Here is a 25,011-nt window from a genome sequence, read left to right on the forward strand (position 1 = left end):
TGGATCATCGGGGAGAGCAGAGATGAAGGCACTGATCCAGCGGGTCACCCGGGCCAGCGTGGCCGTGGAGGGGCGCACCGTGGGCGCCATCGGGCAGGGCCTGCTGGCCCTGGTGGGCGTGGAGAAGGGCGACGACGAGGCCGCCGCCGACCGGCTGCTGCACAAGCTGCTGCACTACCGGGTGTTCGGCGACGCCGATGACAAGATGAACCTCAACCTGCAGCAGGTCGACGGCGGGCTGCTGCTGGTCTCCCAGTTCACCCTGGCGGCCGACACCCGCAAGGGGCTCAGGCCCAGCTTCTCCAGCGCCGCCCCGCCCGACGAGGGCCACCGGCTGTTCCACTACCTGCTGGCACGCGCCGAGACGGCCTGGCCCCGGGTGGAGAGCGGCGAGTTCGCCGCCAACATGGAGGTCTCGCTGGTCAACGACGGGCCGGTGACCTTCCTGCTGGAGAGCTAGCCGCCAAGCTCCGCCTCCATGGCCTCCAGCGCCTCCTCGGCGGCGAGCCACTCGGCCTCCAGGTCATCCAGGCGCGACTTGAGCTCGCCCTGGCGCGCCAGGGTGGCGGTGAGCTCCGCCTTGCGGGCGGCGTCGGTGTAGAGCGCGGCGTCGCCCAGCAGCCCTTCCACCTCGGCCAGTTCCGCCTGGACCTTCTCCATGGCCTGCTCGGCGCGGTCGCGCTGCTTCTTGAGCGGGCGCAGCTTCTCGCGCAGCTCGGCGGCGGCACGTCTTGCCGCCTTGCGATCCTCCCTGGGCGCCTCCTCGCCCCTGTCGGCACGCGCCTCGCGGCGCTCGCCCTCGAGGCGCGCCTTGAGCCAGGCCCGGTAGTCCTCCAGGTCGCCGTCGAAGGGCTCGACCCGGTGGTCGGCCACCCGCCAGAACTCGTCCACGGTGGCGCGCAGCAGGTGGCGGTCGTGGGAGACGATGATCACCGTGCCCTCGAAGGCCGCCAGCGCCTCGGTGAGCGCCTCGCGCATCTCCAGATCCAGGTGGTTGGTGGGCTCGTCCAGCAGCAGCAGGTTGGGCTTCTGCCAGGCCACCAGCGAGAGCGCCAGGCGCGCCTTCTCGCCGCCGGAGAAGCGCCCCACCTCGCCGAAGGCGTCGTCGCCCTGGAAACCGAAGCCGCCCAGGAAGTTGCGGATCTCCTGCTCGCTGGCCGCAGGCGTCAGCCGCTGCACGTGCATGAAGGGGGTCGAGGCGAGATCCAGCCCCTCGAGCTGGTGCTGGGCGAAGTAGCCGATGGCCAGGTGCTCGCCGGGTATGCGCTTGCCGGCCAGCAGCGCCAGCTCGCCGGTCAGCGACTTGATCAGGGTCGACTTGCCGGCCCCGTTGGGTCCCAGCAGGCCGATGCGCTGGCCGGGCAGCAGGGTCAGCCTGACCTGGTCGAGCTGGACCTTCGCCTCCCCCGCCTCGTCGCGATAGCCGAGCCGCGCCTCGTCCAGCACCAGCAGCGGGTGTGAGGTCCTGTCGGAGGCGGGAATGGTGAAGTGGAAGGGGGAGTCGGCGTGGGCCATGGCGATATCGCCCATGCGCTCCAGCATCTTGAGGCGGCTCTGGGCCTGGCGCGCCTTGGTGGCCTTGGCCCGGAAGCGCGCCACGAAGCGCTCGATCTCCTCGCGCCGCGCCTGCTGCTTGGCCGCCTCGGCCTGCTGCAGCGCCAGCTTCTCGGCCCGGGTACGCTCGAAGGTGGAGTAGTTGCCGCGGTAGAGCACCAGGCTCTGGCGGTCGAAGTGCACGATGTGATCGCACACCGCATCCAGGAAGTCGCGGTCGTGGGAGATCAGCAGCAGGGTCCCGGGGTAGCGCGCAAGCCACTGCTCCAGCCACAGCAGGGCGTCCAGGTCCAGGTGGTTGGTGGGTTCGTCCAGCAGCAGCACATCAGAAGGCATGAAGAGGGTGCGGGCCAGGTTGACTCGCATCCGCCAGCCGCCGGAGAAGTCCGACAGCGGGCGCGCCAGCTCCGCCTGGGTGAAGCCCAGCCCCACCAGCAGCTGGGCCGCTCGGGCCGGCGCGCTGTAGCCGTCCAGGGCCTCGATGGCGCCGTGCAGCTCCGCCTCGCGGTGGGCGTCATGGGCCTCCCGGGCCGCCTCGAGCGCTGCCTGGGTGGCGCGCAGCTCGCGGTCGCCGTCCAGCACGTACTCGACGATGGGGCGATCGAGGGCCTCCACCTCCTGGGCCATGTGGGCGATGCGCTGGCCGCCGCTCATCTCGACCTCGCCGCGGTCCGGGGCCAGCTCGCCGAGCAGCAGCTTGAAGAGGCTCGACTTGCCGGCGCCGTTGGGGCCGACGATCCCCGCCTTGTGACCGGCATGCAGGGTCAGGTCGGCCCCCTCCAGCAGGGCCTGGGTGCCGCGTTGCAGGGAAACTTGGCGCAGTGCGATCATGCGGGCTCCACGGGCTGTGCATGGGGGTCGCCGCCCTGTCGGCGACGACCGATGAAATGAACGATGATTCTACCGAAATGACGGCCGTCCTGCGGCGCCGTCTGAGCGAACACTCCCTGTGGGCATTCGCCCTGGCCCTCTACGCCCGCCCCGGGGTCGAGGCGGCCTGCCTGGCGCTGCAGGACGAGGCCGGCGTCGACGTCTGCGAGCTGCTGTGGCGCTGCTGGCTGCTGCAACATGGCGCCCGGCCCGGCCCGGCAGCCGAGGCAGGAGTGGCCGAGGTGCGCCGCTGGCAGGCCGAGGTCACCGCCCCGCTGCGAACCCTGCGCCGCCGGCTCAAGCCCGAAGCGGCCAGCGATGCCGGGGTCGCCGCGCTGCGCGAGACCCTCAAGCGCGCCGAGCTCGAGGCCGAGCGCGAGGCCCTGACGCGACTCGAGCGACTGGTCCTCGCGGGTGAAAAGCGGCTGTCTCCGACCACCGGCACAAGTACCGAAAAAGTCCTGGAAAGTGCCCTTCTCCTGCAGAAAAAAACCCATCTTTCAACGCTTCAGACGCTGATTGCCTCGCTTGACCCTCCCCCGGCCCCACGCTAGCCTGAAAAACACATGTGCGAGCGAAAGGCCCGTGTCGTGCCTGTCATTTTCGCAAGAACGTGACCATCCAAACCGTAAGGGGACTACAAGAATGAAGGCAACCAAGCTGTTGACCACGGCCACCGTCGGCGCCCTGCTTTTCGGCATGTCCGCGGCGGCCCATTCCGCCAACTGGCGCTATGCCCACGAGGAGTTCGAGGGCGATGTCCAGGACGTCTTTGCGATGGCGTTCAAGGAGTATATCGAGGAGAACTCCGACAACACCGTCCAGGTCTACCGCTTCGGCGAGCTGGGCGAGTCCGACGACATCATGGAGCAGACCCAGGCGGGCATCCTGCAGTTCGTCAACCAGTCACCCGGCTTCACCGGCGCGCTGATTCCCGAGGCGCAGATCTTCTTCGTGCCCTACCTGCTGCCCACCGACGAAGCGCAGGTCATCGAGTTCTTCAACACCAGCGTGGCCATCAACGAGATGTTCCCGGAGCTCTACGCCGAACAGGGCCTGGAGCTGCTCAAGATGTACCCGGAAGGCGAGATGGTCGTCACCCTGGACGAGCCCTTCACCACCCCGGAAGAGCTGCGCGGCAAGAACATCCGCACCATGACCAACCCGCTGCTCTCCGAGACCTATCGCGCCTTCGGCGCCAGCCCGACGCCGCTGCCCTGGGGCGAGGTCTACGGCGGCCTGCAGACCGGCATCCTGCAGGGTCAGGAGAACCCGATCTTCTGGATCGAGTCCGGCGGTCTCTACGAGGTCTCCCCGAACCTGGTCTATACCGGTCACGGCTGGTTCACCACCGCCATGATGGCGAACCAGGACTTCTTCAACAGCCTCTCCGAGGAGGAGCAGCAGCTGGTGCGTGACGCCAGCGAGCATGCCTACGAGATCATCATCGAGCATATCTCGGGCCTGGCCGACGAATCCCTGGCCAAGATCCAGGAGGCCTCCGACGAGGTCACCGTCACCCGCCTGACCGAGGAGCAGATCCAGGCCTTCCGCGACCGCGCCCCGCGCGTCGAGGAGCGCTTCATCGAGATGACCGGTGAGCGTGGCCAGGCGCTGCTGGAGCAGTTCCACGCCGACCTGGAAGCCGTGATGGCCGACGACTGATCGTCGTCTGCTCGTCATCACCGCTGATGCAAGGGGGTGGCCGCGAGGCTGCCCCCTTCTGGTTGATCCCCCTCGGGTTCACGACGACGCCATCGCCGCGGGGCCCGTGCACCTCGCGTACCCGGCGAGGATCCCGGCCACTCAGCGTTGAAGCCCAGGCGGCATCGTCCGGCCGGACGGCGTACCCTCGAAGAACGAAAGTGATAAGCGTGCGTGGGGAATGGAGAGGAGCCCGCCGACATGGAAATGAACGAAGACGACATTGCCGAGAAGAACTACCGCTCGACCCTGCCCGGCCCGCTGGGGGCCATCGACACCTGGATCAGCCGCACCGAGGCGGTGATCCTGGCCGTGGGGGTGATCCTCATGGCCATCAACACCATCGCCAACGTGCTGAGCCGCTTCCTCCTCGGCGAGAGCCTGCACTTCTCCGAGGAGATCAATCGCATCCTGATCGTGATGATCACCTTCGCCGGCATCGGCTATGCGGCCCGCCACGGGCGCCATATCCGCATGTCGGCCATCTATGACGCCGTGCCCACCGGCGGGCGACGCTGGATGATGATCGTCATCAGCCTGTTCACCGCCCTGGTGATGTTCGTGCTCTGCTACTACTCGATCGGCTACATCTCCACCCTCTACGGCCGTGGTCGCGTGCTCCCCTCGCTGAGCATCCCGGTGTGGATGATGTACGTCTGGGTGCCGATCGGCTTCGCCATCACCGGCATCCAGTACCTGCTCACCGCCATCAAGAACCTGACCTCCCGCGACGTCTACCTCTCGACCCATGTGGTGGACGGCTACAAGGACACGGAAACGGAAGTCTGATCCCGATCGGGCTAGCGAGGACACCTCACCATGACAGCCATCATCCTCTCCATCATGATCGTGCTGCTGCTGCTCGGCTTCCCGATGATGATCCCCCTGGCGACGGCGGCGTTCGTCGGGTTCTACATGACCTTCGGCGGCCTCGGCCAGATGGAAACCCTGATCCAGCAGATGATGGGCGGCATCCGCCCCACCGCGCTGATCGCCGTGCCGATGTTTATCCTGGCCGCCGACATCATGACCCGCGGCCAGTCCGCCAACCGCCTGATCAACATGGTCATGGCCTTCGTGGGGCACATCAAGGGGGGCCTGGCGGTCTCTACCGCCACCTCCTGCACGCTGTTCGGCGCCGTCTCCGGCTCCACCCAGGCCACCGTGGTGGCGGTGGGGTCGCCGCTGCGCCCGCGGATGCTCAAGGCGGGCTACAAGGACTCCTTCACCCTGGCGCTGATCATCAACTCCAGCGACATCGCCTTCCTGATCCCGCCGAGCATCGGCATGATCATCTACGGGGTCATCTCCGGCACCTCCATCGGCGAGCTGTTCATCGCCGGCATCGGCCCGGGCCTGCTGATCCTGGCCATGTTCTCGGCCTACTGCGTGGTCTACGCCACCATCCACAATGTACCGACCGAGCCCAAGGCGACCTGGAAGCAGCGCGCCGTCTCGGTGAAGGACGCCCTCTGGCCGCTGGGCTTCCCGGTGCTGATCGTCGGCGGCATCTACGGCGGCATCTTCAGCCCCACCGAGGCCGCGGCCGCCTGCGTGCTGTACGCGGTGATCCTCGAGTTCGTGGTGTTCCGCTCGCTGAAGCTGCACCACATCTACGCCATCGCCAAGTCCACCGGCCTGATCACCTCGGTGGTCTTCATCCTGGTGGCGGTGGGCAACGGCTTCTCCTGGATCATCTCCTTCGCCCAGATCCCCCAGACGATCCTCGCCGCCGTGGGCATCAACGAGGCCGGCCCGGTGGGCGTGCTGATCGCCATCTCCATCGCCTTCTTCGTGGCCTGCATGTTCGTGGACCCCATCGTGGTGATCCTGGTGCTGACGCCGATCTTCGCCCCGGCCATCGCCGCCTCGGGCCTCGACCCGGTGCTGGTGGGCGTGCTGATCACCCTGCAGGTGGCGATAGGCTCGGCGACACCCCCCTTCGGCTGCGACATCTTCACCGCCATCGCCATCTTCAAGCGACCCTACTGGGAGGTGATCCGCGGCACGCCACCCTTCATCTTCATGCTGATCCTGGCCGCCGCGCTGATCATCATGTTCCCGCAGATCGCCCTGTTCCTGCGCGACCTGGCATTCCGCTGATCCACTACCCCTGATCCAATAACCTCAAGAGAGGACACGCCATGTTCAATCGGATACTGGTCCCGGTGGACGGTTCCAGGGGGGCGCTGAAGGCCCTGGAGAAGGGCGTCGGCCTGCAGATGCTGACCGGCGCCGAGCTCTATACCCTGTGCGTCTTCAAGCACCACAGCCTGCTGGAGGCCTCGCTCTCCATGGTGCGTCCGGACAGGCTCGAGATCCCCGACGACGCCCTCAAGGAGTACGCCACCGAGATCGCCGTGCAGGCCAAGGCCCATGCCCTCGAGCTGGGCGTGCCGGCCGAGAAGCTGCGCGCCTTCGTCAAGGGTGGGCGCCCCTCGCGCATCATCGTGCGCTTCGCCCGCAAGCGGGAGTGCGACCTGATCGTGATCGGCTCCCAGGGCACCAACGGCGACAAGAGCCTGCTGCTGGGCAGCGTGGCCCAGCGCGTGGCCGGCTCCGCCCACTGTCCCACCCTGGTCGTCTGACCCAGGTGGTATCATGGCTGCGGTCGGGCCGGTCTTGCACCATCGCCGTGCGGAACCGCCCCGCCCCCGCGGAGTCCCATGGTCTCCAATCACCGATGGCGCTTCGCGCCTAACCACAAGGCCCGTTCATGAAGAGACTGCTGACCACCGCTTCCCTGACCGCCCTGCTGGGCGCCGCCCCCCTGGCGCTGGCTGCGCCGGAGACCGACGAGGGGCGTCTCGGCTACAGCCTGGGCGTGACCCTTGGCCAGAGCATCCAGCAGGACGTCAGAGACCTGGACGTGGACGCCTTCACCCAGGCGATCCAGGACGTCTTCGCCGGTGGCGAACTGGCGATGAGCGACGAGGAGATGGCCGAGACCCTGATGCAGTTCCAGCAGCAGGCGATGGCCTCTCGCCAGGCCGAGGCCGAGCAGCGGGCCGAGAACAACCGCGCCGAAGGCGAGGCCTTCCTGGCCGCCAACGCCGAGGCGGAGGGCGTCGAGGTCACCGCCTCCGGCCTGCAGTACCGGGTGCTGGAGTCCGGCGACGGCGCCACCCCGGGCCCCGAGGACAGCGTCGAGGTGCACTACGAAGGCACCCTGATCGACGGCACCGTCTTCGACAGCTCCCTGGAGCGCGGCGAGCCGGTCAGCTTCCGCGTCGATCAGGTCATCGACGGCTGGCAGGAGGCCCTGCAGCTGATGAGCGTCGGCGATAGCTGGGAGATCGTGATCCCCGCCGAGCTGGCCTACGGCGTCCAGGGCCAGGGGCCCATCGGTCCCAACGAGACCCTGATCTTCCGCGTCGACCTGCTCGACGTCATTGATGACTGAGCCCGACGCCGGAGCCCCATGATCCCTTCCTCCCTTCCCGCCGCCGGCCTTGTGCTGGCGGCGTTCGTCGCTGCCCCGGCGGCCGCCGACGCCCTCCCCGAGCTGCCCCGGCTGGGGCTTTCCGGGAGCGACACCAGCGTGATCGGCGTCTCTTCCGGCGGCTACATGGCCACCCAGCTCGCCGTGGCCTGGCCCGAGCGTTTCCAGGGGCTTGCCGTGCTCGGCACTGGCCCCTGGTCCTGCGCCCAGGGCACCCTGCGCCGCGCCCTGGGGCAGTGCATGACCACCCGGCTCGGCCCGCCGCCCCTCGATGAGCTGGAGCAGCGCCTCGCCGGTTACCGCGAGCATGACCGCGTGGGCAGCGCCGAGGCCCTGGCCGAACTGCGCGCCTTCGTCTGGCATGGCAACGCGGACGAGACCGTCGCCCCGGCTCTGGGCGCGGCCCTGGCCGAGCAGCTCGCCGGCTGGCTGGCGGACCCCGAGGCGCAGCTGCGCTTCGTGACCAGTGACAACGTCGGCCACGGCTGGCCCATCGGCCAGCAGGCGACCCCGCCCCCGGCCACCGAGCTGGGCGACTGCCGCCAGGGCGGCGGCACCCACCTGCTGGGCTGCGACCAGGACCTCGCCGGTGAGGCGATGGCCTGGCTCCACAATGCGCCGTCAGAGACAAACGAGGCAGCGGAACCGGGGGCCAACGAGGCGCCGGAGGCGCCCGCCGGCGACCTGCTGCACTTCGATCAGGGCGATTTCGCCGTCAAGGGGCTCGATGACTCGGGCTACCTGTTCGTGCCGGAGGCGTGCAACGAGGGGGGCTGTGCACTGACGGTCGCGCTGCACGGCTGCGGCATGGGCGCGGAGCAGATCGGCGAGACCTTCGTGCGCCACAGCGGCCTCAACGAGTGGGCCGCCGCCCACGATCGGGTGGTGCTCTATCCCCAGGCCGAGACCAGCCTGGCCAACCCCCAGGGGTGCTGGGACTGGTGGGGCTTCGCCGAGAGCACCTGGCAGCTCCATCCGCTGCACGATACCCGGGAGGGCACCCAGGTTCGCGCCCTCATGGCGATGATCGAGCGACTGCAGGAAGCCGCGACCCCGCCCTGAGGCGGGGTCGCAGCGTCAGCCGAAGACGCCAGTCAGAGCGCCTCGTCGAGGGCCGAGAGCAGGGCATGGGGCGCCGGCGAGTAGAGCACTCGCCGCAGGATGGTCCCCTCGCGATCCACCAGGTAGAGCGACGAGCTGTGGTCGATGGTATAGGCCATGGCCGACTCCGGGGTCTCGACCCGCCGCCAGATCACGCCGTAGCGCTCGGCGAGCTCCTCGAGCTCGGCCTCGCTGCCGGTGGCGCCGATGAAGGCATCGCCGAAGAAGCCGGTGTACTCCGCCAGCCGCTCGAGGGTGTCACGCTCGGGGTCCACCGAGATCATCAGCGGCACCACCCGCTCGCGCTCCGTCTCGTCCAGCTCGGCCAGCGCCTGGCGCACCACGGCGAGGCTCATGGGGCAGACGTCGGGGCAGTAGGTGTAGCCGAAGAAGACCACCGCCAGCTGATCCTCCTCGAGCTGGGCAAGGGAGAACTCCCCGTGGGTCGAGGAGAGCTCGATGGGGCCGCCGGTCGGGCCGTTGCCCGCACCGCTCGTCGCGAACTGCTGCTGGAACCAGCCGTAGCCGCCCACCCCCAGCACCAGCACGATCAGCGCGATTCCCGCCCAGAGTCCCTGTCGTTTCATAGTCGGCTTCTCTCCACCTCGAAATTGAATCCGCTGCCCAGGCGGTGGTCACCGCTGGTGACGATCACCCTGGCCCGCCAGGGCATCACCGCCTCGGTGCAGATCGGGATCTGTCCCTCACCGCGGAAGGCGCCATCGGCCTGACGGGCCAGCGGATAGCGATGCAGCCCCATGTCCATGTCACGGCCGATGAAGTCCACCACCACCGAGTCCGCCTCGACGCCCTCCAGGGCCACCGACATCGGCAGGAGCTCCAGGGCGCGGATCTCACCCTCGGCCCCCAGGTCCAGCGTCAGGCTAGCCCCCTCGCCCAGGGGCGCCCGACAGGGGCCCTGGCTCAGCTCGCAGCCGGTCTCCTCGACGTACCAGCGCACATTGTCGTCACCGCGAAGACTGTAGCTGGTCAGGTACCAGAGTGCCACGGCCACGGTGCCCAGGGTGAAGAGGACCAGCAGCCGCAGCAGCGGAGGGCGCGAGATGGCCGGGTCGGAGGAGACAGAAGTCGGCATGGTGACGAGGGAAAGTGCTCACGAGAGGACATGTCGCGGTAAGCTTATCAGCATTCGCCTGTGGCAGAGTGCGCAAGGATGTCGCAGGGCAACCCGATCAAGGAGATGACCATGACAGGCGTGGCAAACGCGCTGGGGCCGCTGTTCCTGCTGATCCTGCTGGGCGCCGCCCTGGGCCGGCTGCGCCAGCCGGGCGGCGACTTCTGGCCCCAGCTGGAGCGGCTGATCTACTTCCTGCTGTTTCCCGCCATGCTGGTGTCGACCCTGGCCACCGCCGACGTCAGCCAGGTGCCGGTGGCGCGCGTGGCCCTGGCCCTGCTCGGCGCCATGGGCCTCTTCGGCGTCCTGCTGTGGAGATTGCGAGGCTGGCTGGGCCTCGACCCGCCGGCCTTCACCTCGGCCTTCCAGGGGGCGCTGCGCTTCAACACCTACGTGGGGGTGGCCGGGGCCGCCGCCCTGCACGGCACGCCGGGGGCCACCGTGGCCGCTGTGGCCGTGGCGCTGATGGTGCCGGTGGTCAACGTCATGTGCGTGGCGAGCTTCATCGCCGCCGGGACCCTCGGTGCCGGCAGCCTCGGCAGGAGCCTGGCGGCGCTGGCCCGCAACCCGCTGATCCTCGGCTGCCTGATCGGCATCGGCCTGAACGTGAGCGGCATCGGGCTGCCGGGGTGGAGCGCGGACACGGTGGAGCTGCTCGGCCGCGCCGCCCTGCCGCTGGGCCTGGTGGCGGTCGGGGTGGCGCTGCGCCCCGAGGCGCTGCTGCGCCTCGATCGCGGCGTCTGGGTCACCAACGCCATCAAGCTGGGGCTGATGCCTGCCCTGGTGCTGCTGCTCGCCCTGGCGCTGGGTCTCGACCCGGTGAGCCGAGACGTGGCGCTGCTGTTCGCCGCCCTGCCCACCGCTACCTCCGCCTATATCCTGGCGCGCCAGCTGGGCGGCGACGCCGAGATGATGGCGGCGCTGATCACCGCCCAGACCCTGCTGGCCATGGCTACCCTGCCCCTGTGGCTGCGCCTGGCCGGCTAAGGGCACCGCCAGGATAAGCGCAAATAAAAAATATTCGCATTACTGTTGACACCGCAAATGAGAATGATTACCCTTGCTTCCAGTGGCGTTGATGAGCCGCCACTGCCATCGCAGGTACCGCCAGTCACCTGCCATGGTTTCTCCCTCCTCATTGCTAGTCACGGTCTTGCCGCCGCCCTGCCCAGGGCGGCTTTTTTTGGTCTCGAGACCCCCTCCTCATTGCTGCTCCTTACCACCCCAGGGTCTTGCCGCCGCCCCATCGAGGGCGGCTTTTTTTGGTTATCACGATTGGCGTGCCGGTCTCAGCGCTGCCCCTTAACGTCGCAAGGCTTTAGACGACTGGTGGGAGATCGGCTCCGCCGGGCGAATGGCGCCGCAGGCGCCCCGGCGGCGTTACTTGAGCTACCGCACACAGCCAAGGAGTCCTTCGGCCTCCCTTCGCCGGGCAGAGCCCAGTTCCTACAACGAATGCTCGGCCTCGGCAGAAACCCACGCCGATCCGCTTAACGGCTGTTTTCATCCCACACAAACAACGAAGCCCCTGCATGGCGGGGGCTTCGAGGAGCGAGGGCAGCGCGTGATCAGTCGACGCGACGGTAGATCAGGTCCCAGACGCCGTGACCGAGGCGCTCGCCGCGGGCCTCGAACTTGGTGAGTGGGCGGAACTCGGGCCGTGGCACGTAGGGGGCGGTCTGGGGCTCGGCGGTGTTGGCATAGCCCGGGGCGGCGTCCATCACCTCGGCCATCCACTCGGCGTAGGCCTCCCAGTCGGTGGCCATATGGAAGGTGCCGCCGACCTTGAGGCGGCTGCGTACCAGCTCGACGAAGGCGGGCTGCACGATGCGCCGCTTGTGGTGCTTCTTCTTCGGCCAGGGGTCGGGGAAGAAGAGCTGCAGGGTGTCGAGGCTACCCTCGGGCAGGCACTCCTCGAGCACTCGCAGGGCGTCCTCCCGGTAGACCCGCAGGTTGGTCAGGCCACGCTTGTCGGCCTCGTCGAGCAGCTTGCCCACGCCCGGGGCATGCACCTCGATGCCGATGAAGTCGGTGTCGGGATGGGTCTCGGCCTGCTCGATCAGCGAGGCCCCCATGCCGAAGCCGATCTCCACCACCCGCGGCGCGCAGCGGCCGAACAGGGCATCCAGGTCCTGGCGGCCATCGGCCAAGGTCAGGCCCAGCCGCGGCCAGACCTCCTCGAGGCCGCGGGTCTGGGCCTGGGTCATGCGCCCGGCACGCAGCACATAGCTCTTGATGCCGCGGCGGTGCAGCGGGGCGTCCGGGCCTTCCGGTCCGGTGGTGGCGGTATCGTCGCGGGACTGGTCACTCATGGGGCGGTCGGGGCTCTCGTTCTGGGCGCGGGTGTCAGGCGTTCGGTGCGGGCGATCGCTGGAGGCGTCAGCCGTTGATGCGGCCGGCGAAGGGCGAGGAGGGGTCGGCGCTCTGGCGACGCGGCATGCGCCCGGCCAGGAAGGCCTCGCGGCCCGCCTCCACCGCCTTCTTCATGGCGCTGGCCATCAGCACCGGCTGGCGGGCGTGGGCGATGGCGGTGTTCATCAGCACGCCGTCGCAGCCCAGTTCCATGGCCATGGCGGCATCGGAGGCGGTGCCGATCCCGGCATCCACCAGCACCGGCACGCTGGCCTGCTCGATGATCAGGCGGATGTTGTGGGGATTCTGGATGCCGTGACCGGAGCCGATCAGCGAGCCCAGCGGCATGATGGCACAGCAGCCCAGGCGCTCGAGCTCGCGCGCCACGATGGGGTCGTCGCTGGTATAGACCATGACGTCGAAGCCGTCCTTGATCAGCACCTCGGCGGCGGCCAGGGTCTCCACCACGTTGGGGTAGAGGGTCGAGTCGTCGCCCAGTACCTCGAGCTTCACCAGGTTGTGGCCGTCGAGCAGCTCGCGGGCCAGCCGACAGGTGCGCACCGCGTCCTTCGCCGTGTAGCAGCCGGCGGTGTTAGGCAGCAGGGTATAGCGCTCCGGAGAGATCACGTCGAGCAGGTTGGGCTCACCGGCCTCCTGGCCCAGGTTGGTGCGCCGCACGGCGAAGGTGACCACCTCGGCGCCGGAGGCGGCGATCGCCTCGCCGGTCTCGTCGAAGTCCTTGTACTTGCCGGTACCGACCAGCAGGCGGGAGGCGAATTCGCGCCCGGCGACGCGCAGGGGCTGGTCCTGGAAGAAGTCTGTCATCGAGTCTGCCTTGTGTGGTTGTCTTCGCGGTAGGGCGTCGGGCGCGGCGCTCAGCCGCCGCCGATGGCGTGCACGACCTCGACCCGGTCGCCTTCGGCCAGGCGGGTGTCGGCATGTTCGCTGCGAGGCACGATCTCCTCGTTCACCTCCACGGCGATGCGCCGGCCGGCGAGCCCCAGGGACTCGACCAGCTGGGCGACCGTGAGCTCGGGCGCCAGGGTATGCGCCTCGCCATTGAGCTGGATCTGCATGGCCTTCTCTCTGCGCTCCGGTGGCTGTCGTTGCGTTGGCTTTCGGACCCGACATTGTAGCCGAGTCCGCCCGGGCGGGGTACGGTGGCGGCCATGACGCGATGATGAGGAGACCCCGATGCAGGACCGAGGCTGGTGGCTGGGGGCGGCGCTCTCCGGCGCCGTGGTGGTGATGGCGGGGGCCTTCGGCGCCCACGCCCTGGAGGGGCAGCTCGCCCCGCGCCTGGTGGCGGCCTTCGAGACCGGAGTGCGCTACCAGGCCTGGCACACCCTGGCGCTGCTCGCCGTGCTGGCCTGGCGCGCTACGGCGCCCCTGGCGGGACAGCGGCTGGCCATGGGCCTGTGGGCGGCCGGCATGGGGCTCTTCTCGGGCTCGCTCTACGCCATGGCGCTGAGCGGCGCCGGCGGCCTCGGCATGATCACGCCCGTCGGCGGGGTGCTGCTGATCGCCGGCTGGCTGGCGCTGGCCGGCGCGGTGCTGCGCGCTCCGCGGCGCTGAGATCGCCCCCGCTTGGGCGCGCGGGCCGGTTCAGTCGCGATCGGGCAGGGCGTAGGTGGCGGTGACCAGCGCCACCGGCTGCTCGTCGCCGGCGGAGAAGAGTTGCACCTCGCCCACCGCCAGGCGCCGGCCCAGCTTGAGGATGCGCGCCGTGGCGATGATGTCGCGGTCGCCCCGCGGACGGCGCAGGAAGCGGCAGTGCAGGTCGCTGGTGACCGCCATGGGCTCGGGACCGATCTGGGCCAGGATCGCCACGTAGAGGCAGACGTCGGCCAATCCCATCAGGGTGGGACCGGAGACGCTGGCGCCGGGGCGCAGGTGCTCGTCGTCAATGGCCAGGCTCATGGTGGCACGCATGTGATCGACGGCCTCGATGGTCCCGATACGCTGGGGGAAGACCTCGTCGAGGAAGTCCTCGATGGTGGCGGCGGTCATCAGGGTCATCGGCGGGCTCCTTGCAGTGGATGGGGCGAATTGACGCTGGCGTCAACATAACCGAAAGCGCCCCGGGCAGATACCCGGGGCGCTTCTGGTGCACGGCAGGCCGCGTCGGCCTGCGCGATGCCTTCTTGCTTCGGCTGGGTTACTTCGCCTTGTGCACGGCGCGCCAGTGGTGCAGGAGCGGCTCGGTGTAGCCGGAGGGCTGCACGCGGCCCTTGAAGATCAGGTCGCTGGCGGCCTGGAAGGCGCTGGAGCCCGCGTAGTCGGCGCTCATCGGCGTGTAGGCAGGGTCGTTCGCGTTCTGCTCGTCCACCACCTTGGCCATGCGCTCCAGGGTCGCCTGGACCCGGGCGGCGTCGACCACGCCGTGGTGCAGCCAGTTGGCGATGTGCTGGCTGGAGATCCGCAGGGTGGCGCGGTCCTCCATCAGGCCCACATCGTGGATGTCCGGCACCTTGGAGCAGCCCACGCCGTGCTCGACCCAGCGCACCACGTAGCCGAGGATGCCCTGGCAGTTGTTGTCGAGCTCCTGCTGGATCTCCTCGTCAGACCAGTTGGCCTCGGCGGCCACCGGCACGCTGAGCAGCTCATCTAGGTAGTCCGGCTCGCCCTGGGCCTCCAGCTCGCGCTGGATGGCGGTGACGTCCACCTGATGGTAGTGCAGGGCGTGCAGGGTGGCGGCGGTGGGCGACGGCACCCAGGCGGTGTTGGCGCCGGCCTTGGGGTGGCCGATCTTCTGCTCCAGCATGGCAGCCATCAGGTCCGGCATGGCCCACATGCCCTTGCCGATCTGGGCGCGGCCGCGCAGGCCGCAGGCCAGGCCGACCTGGACGTTGTTCTTCTCGTAGGCCTGGATCCAGGCGGCGCCCTTCATGTCGCCCTTGCGGATCATCGGGCCCGCTTCCATGGCGGTGTGCATCTCGTCGCCGGTGCGGTCGAGGAAGCCGGTATTGATGAAGACCACGCGGGAGGCGGCCTCGGCGATACACGCCTTGAGGTTCACCGTGGTGCGGCGCTCCTCGTCCATGATGCCCATCTTGAGGGTGTCGCGGGCCATGCCCAGCAGGTCCTCGACGCGGCCGAACAGCTCGTTGGAGAAGGCGACCTCCTTCGGGCCGTGCATCTTGGGCTTGACGATGTACATGGAGCCTTCGCGGGAGTTGCGCGGCTCGCCTTCCCCCTTCTTGAGGTCGTGCAGGGCGATCAGGCCGGTCACGATGCCGTCGAGGATGCCCTCGGGCAGCTCGTTACCCTCGGCGTCGAGCACCGCCGGGTTGGTCATCAGGTGGCCGACGTTGCGCACGAACATCAGCGAGCGGCCGGGCAGGGTCAGGCTGCCGCCGTCGGGGGTGGTGAAGGTCCGGTCGGCGTGCAAGCGGCGGGTGATGGTCTTGCCGCCCTTCTCCACCTGCTCCTCCAGATCGCCCTTCATCAGGCCCAGCCAGTTGCTGTAGACCCCGACCTTGTCCTCGGCGTCCACCGCGGCCACGGAGTCCTCGCAGTCCATGATGGTGGTCAGCGCCGCCTCGACGACCAGGTCCTTGACCCCGGCCGGGTCGGTCTTGCCGATCGGGTGGCTCGGGTCGATCTGGATCTCCAGGTGCATGCCGTGATTGACCAGCAGCACCGACTCGGGGCTCGCCGCCTCGCCGGTGTAGCCCACCAGCTTGCCGGGCTCCTTGAGGCCGGTCTCGCGGCCGCCCTCCAGGGTGACCACCAAGTGGCCATCACGCAGCGCATACTTGACGGCGTCGCGGTGGGAGCCGGTGGCCAGCGGCGCGGCGCGGTCCAAAACGCCGCGGGCATAGGCGATCACCTTCTCGCCGCGCTTGGGGTTGAAGCTGCTACCCTTCTCGGCGCCGCCCTCCTCGGAGATGGCGTCGGTGCCGTAGAGGGCGTCATAGAGGCTGCCCCAGCGCGCGTTGGCGGCATTCAGCGCATAGCGGGCGTTGCTCACCGGCACCACCAGCTGCGGGCCGGCCTGGACGGCGATCTCGCGATCCACGTTGGCGGTGGTCACCGCGACCTTGGCGGGGGCCTCGGCCAGGTAGCCGATCTCCTTGAGGAAGGCGCGATAGGCCGGCATGTCACCCACCGGACCGGGATTCTCGCGGTGCCAGGCGTCGAGCTGCTCCTGCAGGCGATCGCGTTCGGCGAGCAGTTCGCGGTTCTTCGGAGTCAGATCATGGAAGAGGGCATCGACGCCGGCCCAGAACGCCTCGGCATCGACGCCGGTACCCGGGAGCGCCTGCTCGCTGATGAAGCGGTCCAGCTCGGCGGCCACCTGAAGGCGATGGCGAGTGACACGTTGGGTCATGTTGGATCTCCTCGTGCTTGGCAGCCGGCGGGTCGCGTGCCAGTCTGCCGGGACAGGGGTGGAGTGACTGCTGTGCCCGTGATTTTGTGGAAAATACTTCCATGTGTAAACCCGCAAAGCGCCGGGATCGCGCTCAGCTAGACCAAAAGATAAGGCAGGCCCGCATAGCTTGCCCGCTTTCCATGGTGTCGGTCCAAGCCCCGGGCCGGCAGGGTCGTGCGCCGCGGAGGATTCGATGAGCGACTTCACCCCACTGCAGGCGCTGGGCCCGGTTCGGCTGGTCACCCCCGCCGAGCCGGAGCCCGGCGACGACCACCTGGAGCGCTACCTCGGTCACTACGGCCTGGCCCCGCTGCTGGCCGAGCACGTGGGGCTCTACGTGGGCTACGTGGATGCCCGGGACTTCCGGCTCTGGACCCAGGTGTGGAGCCCCGACGACCCGGTCGGCACCGCCTTCGTGGTGCACGGCTATTTCGACCACCTGGGGCTCTATCGCCACCTGCTGGAGCGCCTGCTGGAACGCCGCTGGCGCGTGGTGCTGTGGGACCTGCCCGGCCACGGGCTCTCCAGCGGGCCGCGGGCCTCCATCGACGACTTCGACGACTACGGCGGCTGCCTGCACGCCCTGCAGCAGCACCTGGAGGCGGAGGGGCTCGCCCCGCGCCCCTGGATCGGCGTGGGACAGAGCACCGGCGCGGCGATACTGGCCACCGACGCCCTGACCCGCGGCGACGACGGTCACTGGGCCGGCCTGGCCCTGCTCGCCCCGCTGGTACGCCCCTGGGGCTGGAACCAATCCAGCTGGCTGCACCTGCTGGCAGGCCCCTTCGTGCGCTCCATCCCGCGCAGGTTCCGCGCCAACTCCACCGACACCGACTTCGCCGCCTTCCTGCGCGAGGGCGACCCGCTGCAGGCCGATCGCGTCGCCATCGGCTGGGTCAGCGCCATGCGCCGCTGGATGCCGCGGCTGCTCGCCCTGCCCCCCCACGCCGGTGAAGACCCTGATCCTGCAGGGGGAGCAGGACCTCACGGTGGACTGGGAGTGGAACCTCGCCGTGCTGGAGCGCAAGTTTCCCAATGCCGAGATTCACCGCCACCCCGAGGCGCGCCACCACCTGGTCAACGAGGCCGAGCCGATCCGCCAGGCGCTCTTCGACACCCTGGACCGCTTCATCGACGACCTGGCGCCCGCCGCCGCCCACCGCGAGATCGACCGCCCATGACCGCCCGCCGCCGCCCCCTGATCGCCTCCCTGCTCCTCGCCCCCCTGCTGCTGGCCGGCTGCGCCGCCGCCCCCGATCGCCCCGAGACCCTGCGTCAGGCGCTGCTCAACCTCGGCGAGCGCGCCGCCGGCCGGGTGATGGAGGCCTCCGCCCTGCCCAAGCCCCCCGCTGACCAGGTACTGCTGCTGGCCACTCCGGAGGTGAACGGGGAACTCAGCATCGGCCAGGAGCGCTTCCGCGAGAGCCTCACCCGGGCGCTGCTGGCGGTGAGCGACGGCCCCCAGGTGCTCGACTGGAGCGACAGCATGGGAGAAGGGGGTGGGGAGAACCAGTGGCGCCTGGAGAGCCGGCTGATGGCCGACGGGCCGCGCCTGCGGCTCTCGGACCGGGAGCTTCTGCCCTACCGCCTGACCCTGGTGCTGCGCCGCCCCGGCGGCGACTCGGTGATGTGGGAGGAGAGCCTGCAGGGCGCCCTGGACGCCACGGCGCTGTAGGGGGCGAGCCCCCTACCCCTTGAGCAGCCGATCCAGCTGCCGATAGCCGATCGCCTCGATCAGCTGCTCCCGGGCCGGCTTCGGCTCGCCGGCCAGGTCGGCCAGGGTCAGCGCCACCCGCAGCACCCGGTGGTAGGCCCGCGCCGAGAGCCTGAGCCGCTCCAGCACCTGCGCCAGCCAGGCCCGGTCGGCGCTGGCGAGGTCGCAGGCCGCCTCCAGCTCCCGCCCCGCCAGGTGGGCATTCAGCGCCCCCCGCGCCAGCTGCCGTTCCCGCGCGGCCATCACCCGCCGGCGGACGATCGCCGAGGACTCCCCCGTCGTCGCCGCCGTGAGCTGCTCCGGCGGCAGCGCCGGCACCTCCACCTGCAGGTCGATGCGATCGAGCAGCGGCCCGGAGAGCCGCGCCTGGTAGCGCTGGATCTGGGCCGCGGTGCAGTGGCAGGCCTGCCGCGGGTCCCCCAGATGGCCGCAGGGGCAGGGATTCATGGCCGCCACCAGCTGGAAGCGAGCCGGAAAGCGGCGCTGGTGGCTGGCCCGGGCGATATGGATCTGGCCCGATTCCATGGGCTCGCGCATCACCTCCAGCACGTGGCGCGAGAACTCCGGCAGCTCGTCGAGGAACAGCACCCCGTGGTGGGCCAGCGAGATCTCTCCGGGTCGCGGCTTCGAGCCGCCGCCTACCAGGGCCACGGCGCTGGCGGTATGGTGCGGCGCCCGAAAGGGGCGGCGACCCCACTCGGCGGCCAGCGGCAGGCCGCTGACCGAACGCACCGCCGCCACCTCCAGCGCCTCCTCCTCGGTCAGCGGCGGCAGGATGCCCGGCAGGCGGCTGGCCAGCATGGTCTTGCCAGTGCCCGGCGGGCCGGCGAAGAGCAGGTTGTGGGAGCCCGCGGCGGCCACCTCCAGGGCGCGGCGCGCCTGGTACTGGCCGCGCACCTCGGCGAGATCGGGCAGCGATGTCGCCGCCTCCGGCGGAGACGCCAGCCGGTGCGGCGCGATGGGCGTCTGGCCCAGCAGATGAGCGACCACGTCCAGCAGGTGGTCGGCGGGCAGCACCTCGAGGTCGCCGGCGAGCGCCGCCTCCTCGGCGTTGGCCCGGGGCACGATCAGCCGCCGCCTGGCACGGCGGGTGGCCAGGGCCAGGGGCAGCACACCGGTGATCGGGCGCAGGCCACCGTCCAGGGCCAGCTCGCCGACGCTCTCGATGTCCGCCAGGGCCTCCGGGGGCAGCTGCCCCGAGGCCAGCAGCAGTCCCAGGGCGATGGGCAGGTCGAAGCGCCCACCCTCCTTGGGCAGGTCGGCGGGAGCCAGGTTGAGGGTGATGCGGCGCAGGGGGTAGTCGAAGCCGGCGTTGACCAGGGCGCTGCGCACCCGCTCGCGGCTCTCCTTCACCGCCGCCTCCGGCAGCCCCACCAGGGTCATCCCCGGCAGGCCATTGGCCAGATGCACCTCCACCTGCACCTCGGGGGCCTCGAGGCCGAGGCCCGCACGGGTATGGACGATCGCCAGCGTCATGGGCGTTCCCTCGCCTGGAATCCTGCCCTCAGGCTAGCCCAGTAGGCGCCGGCCTGCCCGCCAGGCTCAGCGGCCGACTTCGCCGCCGCCGGCATCCTCCTCGGGAGCCTCGGGGGCCGCCGCTGACGGCGCCGGCACCTCGGCGGTGCGTTCCTCGAGCAGCGTCTCCAGCGCCGCCACCTGCTGCTCCAGCGCCTCGACGCGGGCGCGGGTGCGCTGCAGCACATCCATCAGGATGTCGAAGTCCTCCCGGGAGACCAGCTCCAGGCGGTCGAAGGCGCCGCGCACCACCTGCTGAATCCCCTTCTGCACCTCCTCCGGCGCCTGGGACGCGCCCTGCAGGCGCTCGCCGATCTGCTGGGCCAGTCGGCTGATACGGTCATGGCTCACCATGGGTCTCTCCTGAACGTGTGGAATGCCGGCTACAGGATACGCATGGCCCGCCGCGAACGCATGCCCTGCCGATGCGCCAGGATGGCGCGCCTGCACCATGACCCGGCACCAGCACGGTGCAACCGCCCGCCCGCCCTTCCCCGGGAGATCGGCCACGCGGCCGCAACCCCCACCCAACCAGCTGTTTTTAGATGCATTTACCAAGCATTGGCACGTTTGACGCAGTAGCAGGGCATGCGGCCGCCGTGCCCATACCCAACGCAACCGGGGAGACAAGGGATGAAACTCATCACCGCCATCATCAAGCCATTCAAGCTGGACGACGTCCGCGAGGCGCTGGCCGACAACGGCGTTCAGGGCATCACCGTCACCGAGGTCAAGGGCTTCGGCCGCCAGAAGGGGCACACCGAGCTCTATCGCGGCGCCGAGTACGTCGTCGACTTCCTGCCCAAGGTCAAGGTCGAGGTCGCCGTGGACGACAGCCGCCTGGAGACCGTCCTGGATGCCATCTGCGGCGCCGCCAACAGCGGCAAGATCGGCGACGGCAAGGTCTTCGTGACCCCGCTCGAGGATGTCATCCGCATCCGCACCGGTGAACGCGGTGCCGACGCCGTCTGATCGTTTCCTGCCTCTGGAGAGACTGACATGAGTGAACTGACAGAGCTGAGCTATGCGCTCGATACCTTCTACTTCCTGATCTGCGGCGTGCTGGTGATGTGGATGGCCGCCGGCTTCTCGATGCTCGAGGCCGGCCTGGTCCGCTCCAAGAACACCGCCGAGATCCTCACCAAGAACATCGCGCTGTTCGCCATCGCCTGCACCATGTACCTGCTGGTGGGCTACTACATCATGTACTCGAGCCCCGAGGGCGGCATCCTGCCCAACCTGGGCTTCCTGCTGGGCGGCGAGAACAGCGTCGATGCGGTGCTGGCCGGCGGCGATGACGCCCCCTACTACTCCATGCGCGCCGACTACTTCTTCCAGGTGGTGTTCGTGGCCACCGCCATGTCCATCGTCTCCGGTGCCGTGGCCGAGCGCATGAAGCTGTGGGCCTTCCTGGCCTTCGCCGTGGTGATGACCGCCGTGATCTACCCTGTTTCCGGCTTCTGGACCTGGGGCGGCGGCTGGCTCGACGCCGCCGGCTTCTCCGACTTCGCCGGCTCCGGCATCGTGCACATGGCAGGCGCCGCCGCGGCTCTCGCCGGCGTGCTGATCCTCGGCCCCCGCAAGGGCAAGTACGGCAAGGACGGCAGCATCTTCGCCATCCCCGGCGCCAACCTGCCGCTGGCGACCCTGGGTACCTTCATCCTGTGGATGGGCTGGTTCGGCTTCAACGGCGGCTCCGAGCTCAAGGTCTCCGATGTGGACTCCGCCAACAACGTCGCCCAGGTGCTGGTCAACACCAACGCCGCGGCCGCCGGTGGCGTGATCGCCGCCCTGATCCTGGCCAAGCTGTGGTTCCGCAAGGCGGACCTGACCATGACCCTGAACGGCGCCCTGGCCGGCCTGGTGGCCATCACCGCCGAGCCGCTGGCCCCCTCCGCGCTGGGTGCGGCGCTGATCGGTGCCGTGGGCGGCGCCATCGTGGTGGTCTCCATCGTGGCCATGGACAAGCTGAAGATCGACGACCCGGTCGGTGCCATCTCCGTGCACGGCGTGGTGGGCATCTGGGGCCTGCTGGTGGTGCCGCTCTCCAACGGCGACGCCACCTTCGGCGCCCAGCTGCTCGGCATCGTCGGCATCTTCGCCTGGGTCTTCCTCGCCAGCCTGCTCGTCTGGGTGGTGCTCAAGGCGGTGATGGGCATCCGCGTCAGCGAGGAAGAGGAATACGAGGGCGTCGACCTGGCCGAGTGCGGCCTGGAGGCCTACCCCGAGTTCAGCGTCGCCAAGAAGTGATGGCAATGCTCACCATGTGAGACGGCATGCTCCACCTGGCCCCTTCGGGGGCCTTTTTTCATCCCGCCCGCCGCGGTGTATGCTAGAGGACGATCAGGCGCAAGCGGGTGGCTCGGCCACCGCACCGAACAGACGAGGAGTCCGACCATGAAACTGGTGACCGCCATCATCAAGCCCTTCAAGCTCGACGACGTGAGGGAATCCCTCTCCGAGATCGGCGTCCAGGGGATCACCGTGACCGAGGTGAAGGGGTTCGGTCGCCAGAAGGGTCACACCGAGCTCTATCGCGGCGCCGAATACGTGGTGGACTTCCTGCCCAAGGTGAAGCTGGAGGTGGCCGTGGACGACGACATGGCCGAGAAGGTGATCGACGCCATCACCCAAGTCGCCAACACCGGCAAGATCGGCGACGGCAAGATCTTCGTGACGCCTCTCGAGCAGGTGATCCGCATCCGCACCGGTGAAACGGGCAAGGACGCGGTCTAACGCCGCAGAGCCAGCCTGAGTTCAAGGGCGATACACACAAAACCCCCGATGCCTAGGCACCGGGGGTTTTGCTTGGGGCCTGAGGCCTGGTGCTTACTTCTCGACGAAGGCCCGCTCGATCACGTAATCGCCGGGCTCGCCCATGCGCGGGGAGATCTTGAAGCCCAGGTCGTCGAGCAGCGCGCTGGTCTCGTCGAGCATGGCGGGGCTGCCGCAGATCATGGCGCGGTCCTGCTTGGGGTCCATGGGCGGAAGGCCGGTGTCCTCGAACAGCTTGCCGGTGCGGATATGGTCGGTGAGGCGGCCCATGGTGTGGAACTCCTCGCGGGTCACCGTGGGGTAGTAGACCAGCTTCTCCCTGATCTCGTCGCCCAGGTACTCGTGGGCCGGCAGCTCCTTCTGGATGAAATCGGCATAGGCCAGCTCGCTGACGCTGCGCACGCCGTGGATCAGCACCACCTTCTCGAAGCGCTCGTAGACCTCCGGGTCCTGGATCAGGCTCATGAAGGGCGCAAGGCCAGTGCCCGTCGACAGGAAGTAGAGGTTACGGCCCGGCAGCAGGTCGTCGGTGACCAGGGTGCCGGTGGGCTTGCGGCTGACCATGATCTGATCGCCCACCTTCAGGTGCTGCAGCCGCGAGGTCAGCGGGCCGTCCGGCACCTTGATGCTGAAGAACTCGAGGTGGTCCTCGTAGTTGGGGCTGGCGATGGAGTAGGCGCGCATCAGCGGCTTGCCGCCCACCTCCAGGCCGATCATCACGAACTGGCCGTTCTTGAAGCGCAGGCTGCGCTCGCGGGTGGTACGGAAGCTGAACAGGGTGTCGTTCCAGTGGTGGACGCTGAGCACCTCTTCCAGGGCAAACTTGCTCATGACGGCTCCTAGTATTCCCGAAAGGCTTTATATTCCAAAAAGGAATAGATGACTGCTTAATATTTGCATTGAATTCTAAGGGAAAGGGCGTTATCTGTTAAATGGATTGTATGGATAACCCTTATCCATAGTCTTGATATGGATCACCGGAGCCTGCGACATGCGTTTCACCCTGCGCCAGCTGGAGGTCTTCGTCGCCGTGGCCCAGCACGAGAGCGTCTCCCGGGCGGCCCGGGCCCTGTCGCTCTCCCAGTCGGCGACCAGCACCGCCCTGGCCGAGCTGGAACGCCAGTTCGACTGCCAGCTGCTCGACCGCATCGGCAAGCGCCTGAAGCTCAACGCCCTGGGCTTCCAGCTGCTGCCCAAGGCGGTGGCCCTGCTGGATCGCGCCGAGGAGGTGGAGGAACTGCTGCGCGGCCGCCAGGGCATCGGCACCCTGGACGTGGGCGCCACCCTGACCATCGGCAACTACCTGGCCACCCTGCTGATCGGCGACTTCATGCAGCGCTTCCCCGGCAGCCGGGTACGCCTGGCGGTGCGCAACACCCGCGCCATCATCGAGGGGGTGCGCCACCATGAGCTCGACCTGGGCCTGATCGAGGGGCACTGCGAGGCGGAGGACGTAGTCACCCAGCCCTGGGTGGAGGACGAGCTGGCGGTGTTCTGCTCACCGCGCCACCCCCTGGCGGGGGGCGGCCCGGTGGAGCTGGAGCGGCTGCTGCGCGAGGCCTGGATCATGCGCGAACAGGGGTCGGGCACTCGCCTGACCCTGGAGCAGGCCGCGCGCCACCGCCGCGGTCGCTTCAACGTGCTGCTGGAGCTGGAGCATACCGAGGGCATCAAGCGTGCCGTGGAATCGGGCCTCGGCATCGGCTGCGTGTCGAAACTGGCGCTGCGCGACGCCTTCCGCCGCGGCAGCCTGGTGCCGATTCCCACCCCGGAGCTGGACCTGAGCCGCCAGTTCGCCTTCATCTGGCACCGCCACAAGTACCTGGCCACCGGCATGCGCGAATTCCTCAAGCTGTGCCGGCAGATGACCGAGGGCATCACCCGCAGCGACCAGATCGCCCTGCCACCGGTGCCCTGAGGGCCAGAACGGCAGCGGGCCCGGCCATGGTGGCCGGGCCCGCGCGACGAACCGGGAGGAGGGGCGTCTCAGCGCATATCGCTGACCGCCTCCTGGATCTCCTCGAGGCTGGCCTTGGAGAGATCCTTGGCCAGGGAGTGGATCACCAGCTTGGCCGTGGGGCCGTCGATCTTCTCGCGCAGCTGGCCGAGGAAGCGCGGCGGCGCCACCAGGATCAGCTTCTGCAAGGTGTTGTCGACCCGGGCCCGGTAGATGCGCTCGGCCACCTCCTTGGCGAAGATCATCTCCTCATGGGTGCGGGCGGTGCTCTCGCCACCGGAGGAGCGCGAGGTCGTCGACGTCGACTCGTGCACGTCGGCGCCGCGGTCGGTCACCAGATCCCCCTCATGAAGCCGGCTGGCCGCATGCACCAGGCTCTCCTGCTCGACCAGCTTGAGCGCGTCGCGGGTGAAGATCCGAGCCCGCGCTGCGTCTGCCACCACGATATACGTCGTCATAGCCTCTCCTTGATGCAGGTTCTACCGATACCGAGACCACGGGTCTCGGCCGCACTACT

At 68.9% G+C, this 25,011-nt stretch carries 27 protein-coding genes and 1 pseudogene; 16 read left to right on the top strand and 12 right to left on the bottom strand.

Annotated features, from left to right (window positions below):
• Window positions 1–22 precede the first annotated feature (22 nt).
• The gene (dtd, locus tag HIR79_RS00490; protein WP_169955988.1) at window positions 23–460 is read left to right on the top strand and encodes a D-aminoacyl-tRNA deacylase; all 438 of its coding nucleotides are present in this window, start codon (window positions 23–25) and stop codon (window positions 458–460) included.
• Here dtd and HIR79_RS00495 read toward each other — a convergent pair.
• Complete coding sequence (locus HIR79_RS00495) at window positions 457–2,385, bottom strand: ABC-F family ATP-binding cassette domain-containing protein (RefSeq protein WP_169955991.1); 1,929 nt, start codon at window positions 2,383–2,385, stop codon at window positions 457–459. The genes dtd and HIR79_RS00495 overlap by 4 nt on opposite strands.
• A 20-nt stretch (window positions 2,386–2,405) precedes the next feature.
• Between HIR79_RS00495 and HIR79_RS00500 the strand changes: the two genes are divergently transcribed.
• The 7 genes from HIR79_RS00500 to HIR79_RS00530 all read left to right on the top strand — a co-directional run bounded on the left by HIR79_RS00500 (window position 2,406) and on the right by HIR79_RS00530 (window position 8,632).
• Window positions 2,406–2,978, top strand: a complete 573-nt coding sequence (locus HIR79_RS00500) for a TIGR02444 family protein (RefSeq protein WP_249322209.1) — start codon at window positions 2,406–2,408, stop codon at window positions 2,976–2,978.
• A 91-nt stretch (window positions 2,979–3,069) separates the two neighbouring features.
• Window positions 3,070–4,089, top strand: a complete 1,020-nt coding sequence (locus HIR79_RS00505; protein WP_169955992.1) for a TRAP transporter substrate-binding protein — start codon at window positions 3,070–3,072, stop codon at window positions 4,087–4,089.
• A 240-nt stretch (window positions 4,090–4,329) separates the two neighbouring features.
• The gene (locus HIR79_RS00510) at window positions 4,330–4,917 is read left to right on the top strand and encodes a TRAP transporter small permease (RefSeq protein WP_169955995.1); all 588 of its coding nucleotides are present in this window, start codon (window positions 4,330–4,332) and stop codon (window positions 4,915–4,917) included.
• A 30-nt stretch (window positions 4,918–4,947) separates the two neighbouring features.
• Window positions 4,948–6,231, top strand: coding sequence for a TRAP transporter large permease (locus HIR79_RS00515; RefSeq protein ID WP_169955997.1), 1,284 nt, complete (start codon window positions 4,948–4,950; stop codon window positions 6,229–6,231).
• 41 nt (window positions 6,232–6,272) lie between these two features.
• Window positions 6,273–6,716, top strand: coding sequence for a universal stress protein (locus HIR79_RS00520; protein ID WP_169956000.1), 444 nt, complete (start codon window positions 6,273–6,275; stop codon window positions 6,714–6,716).
• Between the two features lie 128 nt (window positions 6,717–6,844).
• On the top strand, window positions 6,845–7,531 hold the full coding sequence (bamJ, locus tag HIR79_RS00525) for a BamJ family beta-barrel-assembly machinery protein (protein ID WP_110069036.1): 687 nt from the start codon (window positions 6,845–6,847) through the stop codon (window positions 7,529–7,531).
• An 18-nt stretch (window positions 7,532–7,549) separates the two neighbouring features.
• On the top strand, window positions 7,550–8,632 hold the full coding sequence (locus HIR79_RS00530; RefSeq protein ID WP_169956002.1) for a prolyl oligopeptidase family serine peptidase: 1,083 nt from the start codon (window positions 7,550–7,552) through the stop codon (window positions 8,630–8,632).
• 32 nt (window positions 8,633–8,664) lie between these two features.
• On the opposite strand, the gene HIR79_RS00535 is transcribed toward HIR79_RS00530, so the two are convergent.
• Window positions 8,665–9,258, bottom strand: a complete 594-nt coding sequence (locus HIR79_RS00535) for an SCO family protein (RefSeq protein ID WP_169956004.1) — start codon at window positions 9,256–9,258, stop codon at window positions 8,665–8,667.
• Complete coding sequence (locus HIR79_RS00540; RefSeq protein ID WP_169956006.1) at window positions 9,255–9,767, bottom strand: hypothetical protein; 513 nt, start codon at window positions 9,765–9,767, stop codon at window positions 9,255–9,257. The genes HIR79_RS00535 and HIR79_RS00540 overlap by 4 nt, the downstream gene beginning before the upstream one ends.
• A gap of 111 nt (window positions 9,768–9,878) precedes the next feature.
• Between HIR79_RS00540 and HIR79_RS00545 the strand changes: the two genes are divergently transcribed.
• A complete protein-coding gene (locus HIR79_RS00545; protein ID WP_119023694.1) occupies window positions 9,879–10,793 on the top strand; it encodes an AEC family transporter in 915 nt (304 codons plus the stop codon).
• A 581-nt stretch (window positions 10,794–11,374) separates the two neighbouring features.
• Here HIR79_RS00545 and trmB read toward each other — a convergent pair.
• The 3 genes from trmB to thiS all read right to left on the bottom strand — a co-directional run bounded on the left by trmB (window position 11,375) and on the right by thiS (window position 13,234).
• Window positions 11,375–12,118, bottom strand: a complete 744-nt coding sequence (trmB, locus tag HIR79_RS00550) for a tRNA (guanosine(46)-N7)-methyltransferase TrmB (protein WP_169956008.1) — start codon at window positions 12,116–12,118, stop codon at window positions 11,375–11,377.
• A 67-nt stretch (window positions 12,119–12,185) separates the two neighbouring features.
• Window positions 12,186–12,983 (bottom strand): thiazole synthase, encoded by a 798-nt coding sequence (locus HIR79_RS00555; protein WP_110069040.1) that lies wholly within the window; start codon window positions 12,981–12,983, stop codon window positions 12,186–12,188.
• 50 nt (window positions 12,984–13,033) lie between these two features.
• Window positions 13,034–13,234: a sulfur carrier protein ThiS gene (thiS, locus tag HIR79_RS00560; protein WP_119022683.1), complete on the bottom strand. Its 201-nt coding sequence runs from the start codon at window positions 13,232–13,234 to the stop codon at window positions 13,034–13,036.
• Window positions 13,235–13,352: 118 nt separating this feature from the next.
• Between thiS and HIR79_RS00565 the strand changes: the two genes are divergently transcribed.
• On the top strand, window positions 13,353–13,733 hold the full coding sequence (locus HIR79_RS00565; protein ID WP_169956011.1) for a DUF423 domain-containing protein: 381 nt from the start codon (window positions 13,353–13,355) through the stop codon (window positions 13,731–13,733).
• Window positions 13,734–13,763: 30 nt separating this feature from the next.
• Here HIR79_RS00565 and HIR79_RS00570 read toward each other — a convergent pair whose 3' ends face one another.
• Window positions 13,764–14,177: a PaaI family thioesterase gene (locus tag HIR79_RS00570; RefSeq protein WP_119022685.1), complete on the bottom strand. Its 414-nt coding sequence runs from the start codon at window positions 14,175–14,177 to the stop codon at window positions 13,764–13,766.
• A gap of 139 nt (window positions 14,178–14,316) precedes the next feature.
• Window positions 14,317–16,491 carry a malate synthase G gene (locus tag HIR79_RS00575; protein WP_169956013.1) on the bottom strand — a complete coding sequence of 725 codons (2,175 nt, stop codon included), beginning with the start codon at window positions 16,489–16,491 and terminating at the stop codon, window positions 14,317–14,319.
• 235 nt (window positions 16,492–16,726) lie between these two features.
• On the opposite strand from HIR79_RS00575, the pseudogene HIR79_RS00580 reads away from it, so the two are divergent.
• Together HIR79_RS00580 and HIR79_RS00585 are read left to right on the top strand one after the other, a co-directional pair.
• A pseudogene (locus tag HIR79_RS00580) lies at window positions 16,727–17,714 on the top strand (alpha/beta hydrolase).
• Window positions 17,711–18,208 carry a hypothetical protein gene (locus HIR79_RS00585; protein ID WP_169956015.1) on the top strand — a complete coding sequence of 166 codons (498 nt, stop codon included), beginning with the start codon at window positions 17,711–17,713 and terminating at the stop codon, window positions 18,206–18,208. Before HIR79_RS00580 ends, HIR79_RS00585 begins: the two are co-directional and overlap by 4 nt.
• 12 nt (window positions 18,209–18,220) lie before the next feature.
• On the opposite strand, the gene HIR79_RS00590 is transcribed toward HIR79_RS00585, so the two are convergent.
• On the bottom strand, window positions 18,221–19,723 hold the full coding sequence (locus HIR79_RS00590; RefSeq protein WP_169956017.1) for a YifB family Mg chelatase-like AAA ATPase: 1,503 nt from the start codon (window positions 19,721–19,723) through the stop codon (window positions 18,221–18,223).
• A 66-nt stretch (window positions 19,724–19,789) separates the two neighbouring features.
• The gene (locus tag HIR79_RS00595) at window positions 19,790–20,116 is read right to left on the bottom strand and encodes an accessory factor UbiK family protein (RefSeq protein ID WP_169956019.1); all 327 of its coding nucleotides are present in this window, start codon (window positions 20,114–20,116) and stop codon (window positions 19,790–19,792) included.
• 279 nt (window positions 20,117–20,395) lie between these two features.
• Between HIR79_RS00595 and HIR79_RS00600 the strand changes: the two genes are divergently transcribed.
• The 3 genes from HIR79_RS00600 (at window position 20,396) to glnK (ending at window position 22,498) form a co-directional block, all read left to right on the top strand.
• Entirely contained in the window at window positions 20,396–20,734 is a 339-nt protein-coding gene (locus HIR79_RS00600) for a P-II family nitrogen regulator (protein WP_119023403.1), read from the top strand.
• 27 nt (window positions 20,735–20,761) lie between these two features.
• Entirely contained in the window at window positions 20,762–22,012 is a 1,251-nt protein-coding gene (locus HIR79_RS00605) for an ammonium transporter AmtB (RefSeq protein WP_169956021.1), read from the top strand.
• A gap of 147 nt (window positions 22,013–22,159) precedes the next feature.
• Window positions 22,160–22,498: a P-II family nitrogen regulator gene (gene glnK, locus HIR79_RS00610; RefSeq protein WP_110069051.1), complete on the top strand. Its 339-nt coding sequence runs from the start codon at window positions 22,160–22,162 to the stop codon at window positions 22,496–22,498.
• A 93-nt stretch (window positions 22,499–22,591) separates the two neighbouring features.
• Here the strand turns inward: glnK and HIR79_RS00615 are convergent, their stop codons facing one another.
• Complete coding sequence (locus tag HIR79_RS00615) at window positions 22,592–23,368, bottom strand: ferredoxin--NADP reductase (protein WP_119023100.1); 777 nt, start codon at window positions 23,366–23,368, stop codon at window positions 22,592–22,594.
• Window positions 23,369–23,528: 160 nt separating this feature from the next.
• On the opposite strand from HIR79_RS00615, the gene HIR79_RS00620 reads away from it, so the two are divergent.
• A complete protein-coding gene (locus HIR79_RS00620) occupies window positions 23,529–24,455 on the top strand; it encodes a LysR family transcriptional regulator (RefSeq protein WP_119023101.1) in 927 nt (308 codons plus the stop codon).
• 68 nt (window positions 24,456–24,523) lie between these two features.
• Here HIR79_RS00620 and HIR79_RS00625 read toward each other — a convergent pair whose 3' ends face one another.
• Window positions 24,524–24,952, bottom strand: a complete 429-nt coding sequence (locus tag HIR79_RS00625) for a host attachment protein (RefSeq protein WP_119023102.1) — start codon at window positions 24,950–24,952, stop codon at window positions 24,524–24,526.
• Window positions 24,953–25,011 lie beyond the last annotated feature (59 nt).

Source organism: Halomonas sp. PGE1, assembly GCF_013000985.1.
Taxonomy (GTDB): Bacteria; Pseudomonadota; Gammaproteobacteria; order Pseudomonadales; family Halomonadaceae; genus Halomonas; species Halomonas alkalicola.

Excerpts from the sequence above, each read along its gene's own strand:
- dtd (WP_169955988.1), top strand. The coding sequence starts at position 23 with ATGAAGGCACTGATCCAGCGGGTCACCCGGGCCAGCGTGGCCGTGGAG.
- HIR79_RS00495 (WP_169955991.1), bottom strand. The coding sequence starts at position 2,385 with ATGATCGCACTGCGCCAAGTTTCCCTGCAACGCGGCACCCAGGCCCTG.
- HIR79_RS00500 (WP_249322209.1), top strand. The coding sequence starts at position 2,406 with ATGGGGGTCGCCGCCCTGTCGGCGACGACCGATGAAATGAACGATGAT.
- HIR79_RS00505 (WP_169955992.1), top strand. The coding sequence starts at position 3,070 with ATGAAGGCAACCAAGCTGTTGACCACGGCCACCGTCGGCGCCCTGCTT.
- HIR79_RS00510 (WP_169955995.1), top strand. The coding sequence starts at position 4,330 with ATGGAAATGAACGAAGACGACATTGCCGAGAAGAACTACCGCTCGACC.
- HIR79_RS00515 (WP_169955997.1), top strand. The coding sequence starts at position 4,948 with ATGACAGCCATCATCCTCTCCATCATGATCGTGCTGCTGCTGCTCGGC.
- HIR79_RS00520 (WP_169956000.1), top strand. The coding sequence starts at position 6,273 with ATGTTCAATCGGATACTGGTCCCGGTGGACGGTTCCAGGGGGGCGCTG.
- bamJ (WP_110069036.1), top strand. The coding sequence starts at position 6,845 with ATGAAGAGACTGCTGACCACCGCTTCCCTGACCGCCCTGCTGGGCGCC.
- HIR79_RS00530 (WP_169956002.1), top strand. The coding sequence starts at position 7,550 with ATGATCCCTTCCTCCCTTCCCGCCGCCGGCCTTGTGCTGGCGGCGTTC.
- HIR79_RS00535 (WP_169956004.1), bottom strand. The coding sequence starts at position 9,258 with ATGAAACGACAGGGACTCTGGGCGGGAATCGCGCTGATCGTGCTGGTG.
- HIR79_RS00540 (WP_169956006.1), bottom strand. The coding sequence starts at position 9,767 with ATGCCGACTTCTGTCTCCTCCGACCCGGCCATCTCGCGCCCTCCGCTG.
- HIR79_RS00545 (WP_119023694.1), top strand. The coding sequence starts at position 9,879 with ATGACAGGCGTGGCAAACGCGCTGGGGCCGCTGTTCCTGCTGATCCTG.
- trmB (WP_169956008.1), bottom strand. The coding sequence starts at position 12,118 with ATGAGTGACCAGTCCCGCGACGATACCGCCACCACCGGACCGGAAGGC.
- HIR79_RS00555 (WP_110069040.1), bottom strand. The coding sequence starts at position 12,983 with ATGACAGACTTCTTCCAGGACCAGCCCCTGCGCGTCGCCGGGCGCGAA.
- thiS (WP_119022683.1), bottom strand. The coding sequence starts at position 13,234 with ATGCAGATCCAGCTCAATGGCGAGGCGCATACCCTGGCGCCCGAGCTC.
- HIR79_RS00565 (WP_169956011.1), top strand. The coding sequence starts at position 13,353 with ATGCAGGACCGAGGCTGGTGGCTGGGGGCGGCGCTCTCCGGCGCCGTG.
- HIR79_RS00570 (WP_119022685.1), bottom strand. The coding sequence starts at position 14,177 with ATGACCCTGATGACCGCCGCCACCATCGAGGACTTCCTCGACGAGGTC.
- HIR79_RS00575 (WP_169956013.1), bottom strand. The coding sequence starts at position 16,491 with ATGACCCAACGTGTCACTCGCCATCGCCTTCAGGTGGCCGCCGAGCTG.
- HIR79_RS00585 (WP_169956015.1), top strand. The coding sequence starts at position 17,711 with ATGACCGCCCGCCGCCGCCCCCTGATCGCCTCCCTGCTCCTCGCCCCC.
- HIR79_RS00590 (WP_169956017.1), bottom strand. The coding sequence starts at position 19,723 with ATGACGCTGGCGATCGTCCATACCCGTGCGGGCCTCGGCCTCGAGGCC.
- HIR79_RS00595 (WP_169956019.1), bottom strand. The coding sequence starts at position 20,116 with ATGGTGAGCCATGACCGTATCAGCCGACTGGCCCAGCAGATCGGCGAG.
- HIR79_RS00600 (WP_119023403.1), top strand. The coding sequence starts at position 20,396 with ATGAAACTCATCACCGCCATCATCAAGCCATTCAAGCTGGACGACGTC.
- HIR79_RS00605 (WP_169956021.1), top strand. The coding sequence starts at position 20,762 with ATGAGTGAACTGACAGAGCTGAGCTATGCGCTCGATACCTTCTACTTC.
- glnK (WP_110069051.1), top strand. The coding sequence starts at position 22,160 with ATGAAACTGGTGACCGCCATCATCAAGCCCTTCAAGCTCGACGACGTG.
- HIR79_RS00615 (WP_119023100.1), bottom strand. The coding sequence starts at position 23,368 with ATGAGCAAGTTTGCCCTGGAAGAGGTGCTCAGCGTCCACCACTGGAAC.
- HIR79_RS00620 (WP_119023101.1), top strand. The coding sequence starts at position 23,529 with ATGCGTTTCACCCTGCGCCAGCTGGAGGTCTTCGTCGCCGTGGCCCAG.
- HIR79_RS00625 (WP_119023102.1), bottom strand. The coding sequence starts at position 24,952 with ATGACGACGTATATCGTGGTGGCAGACGCAGCGCGGGCTCGGATCTTC.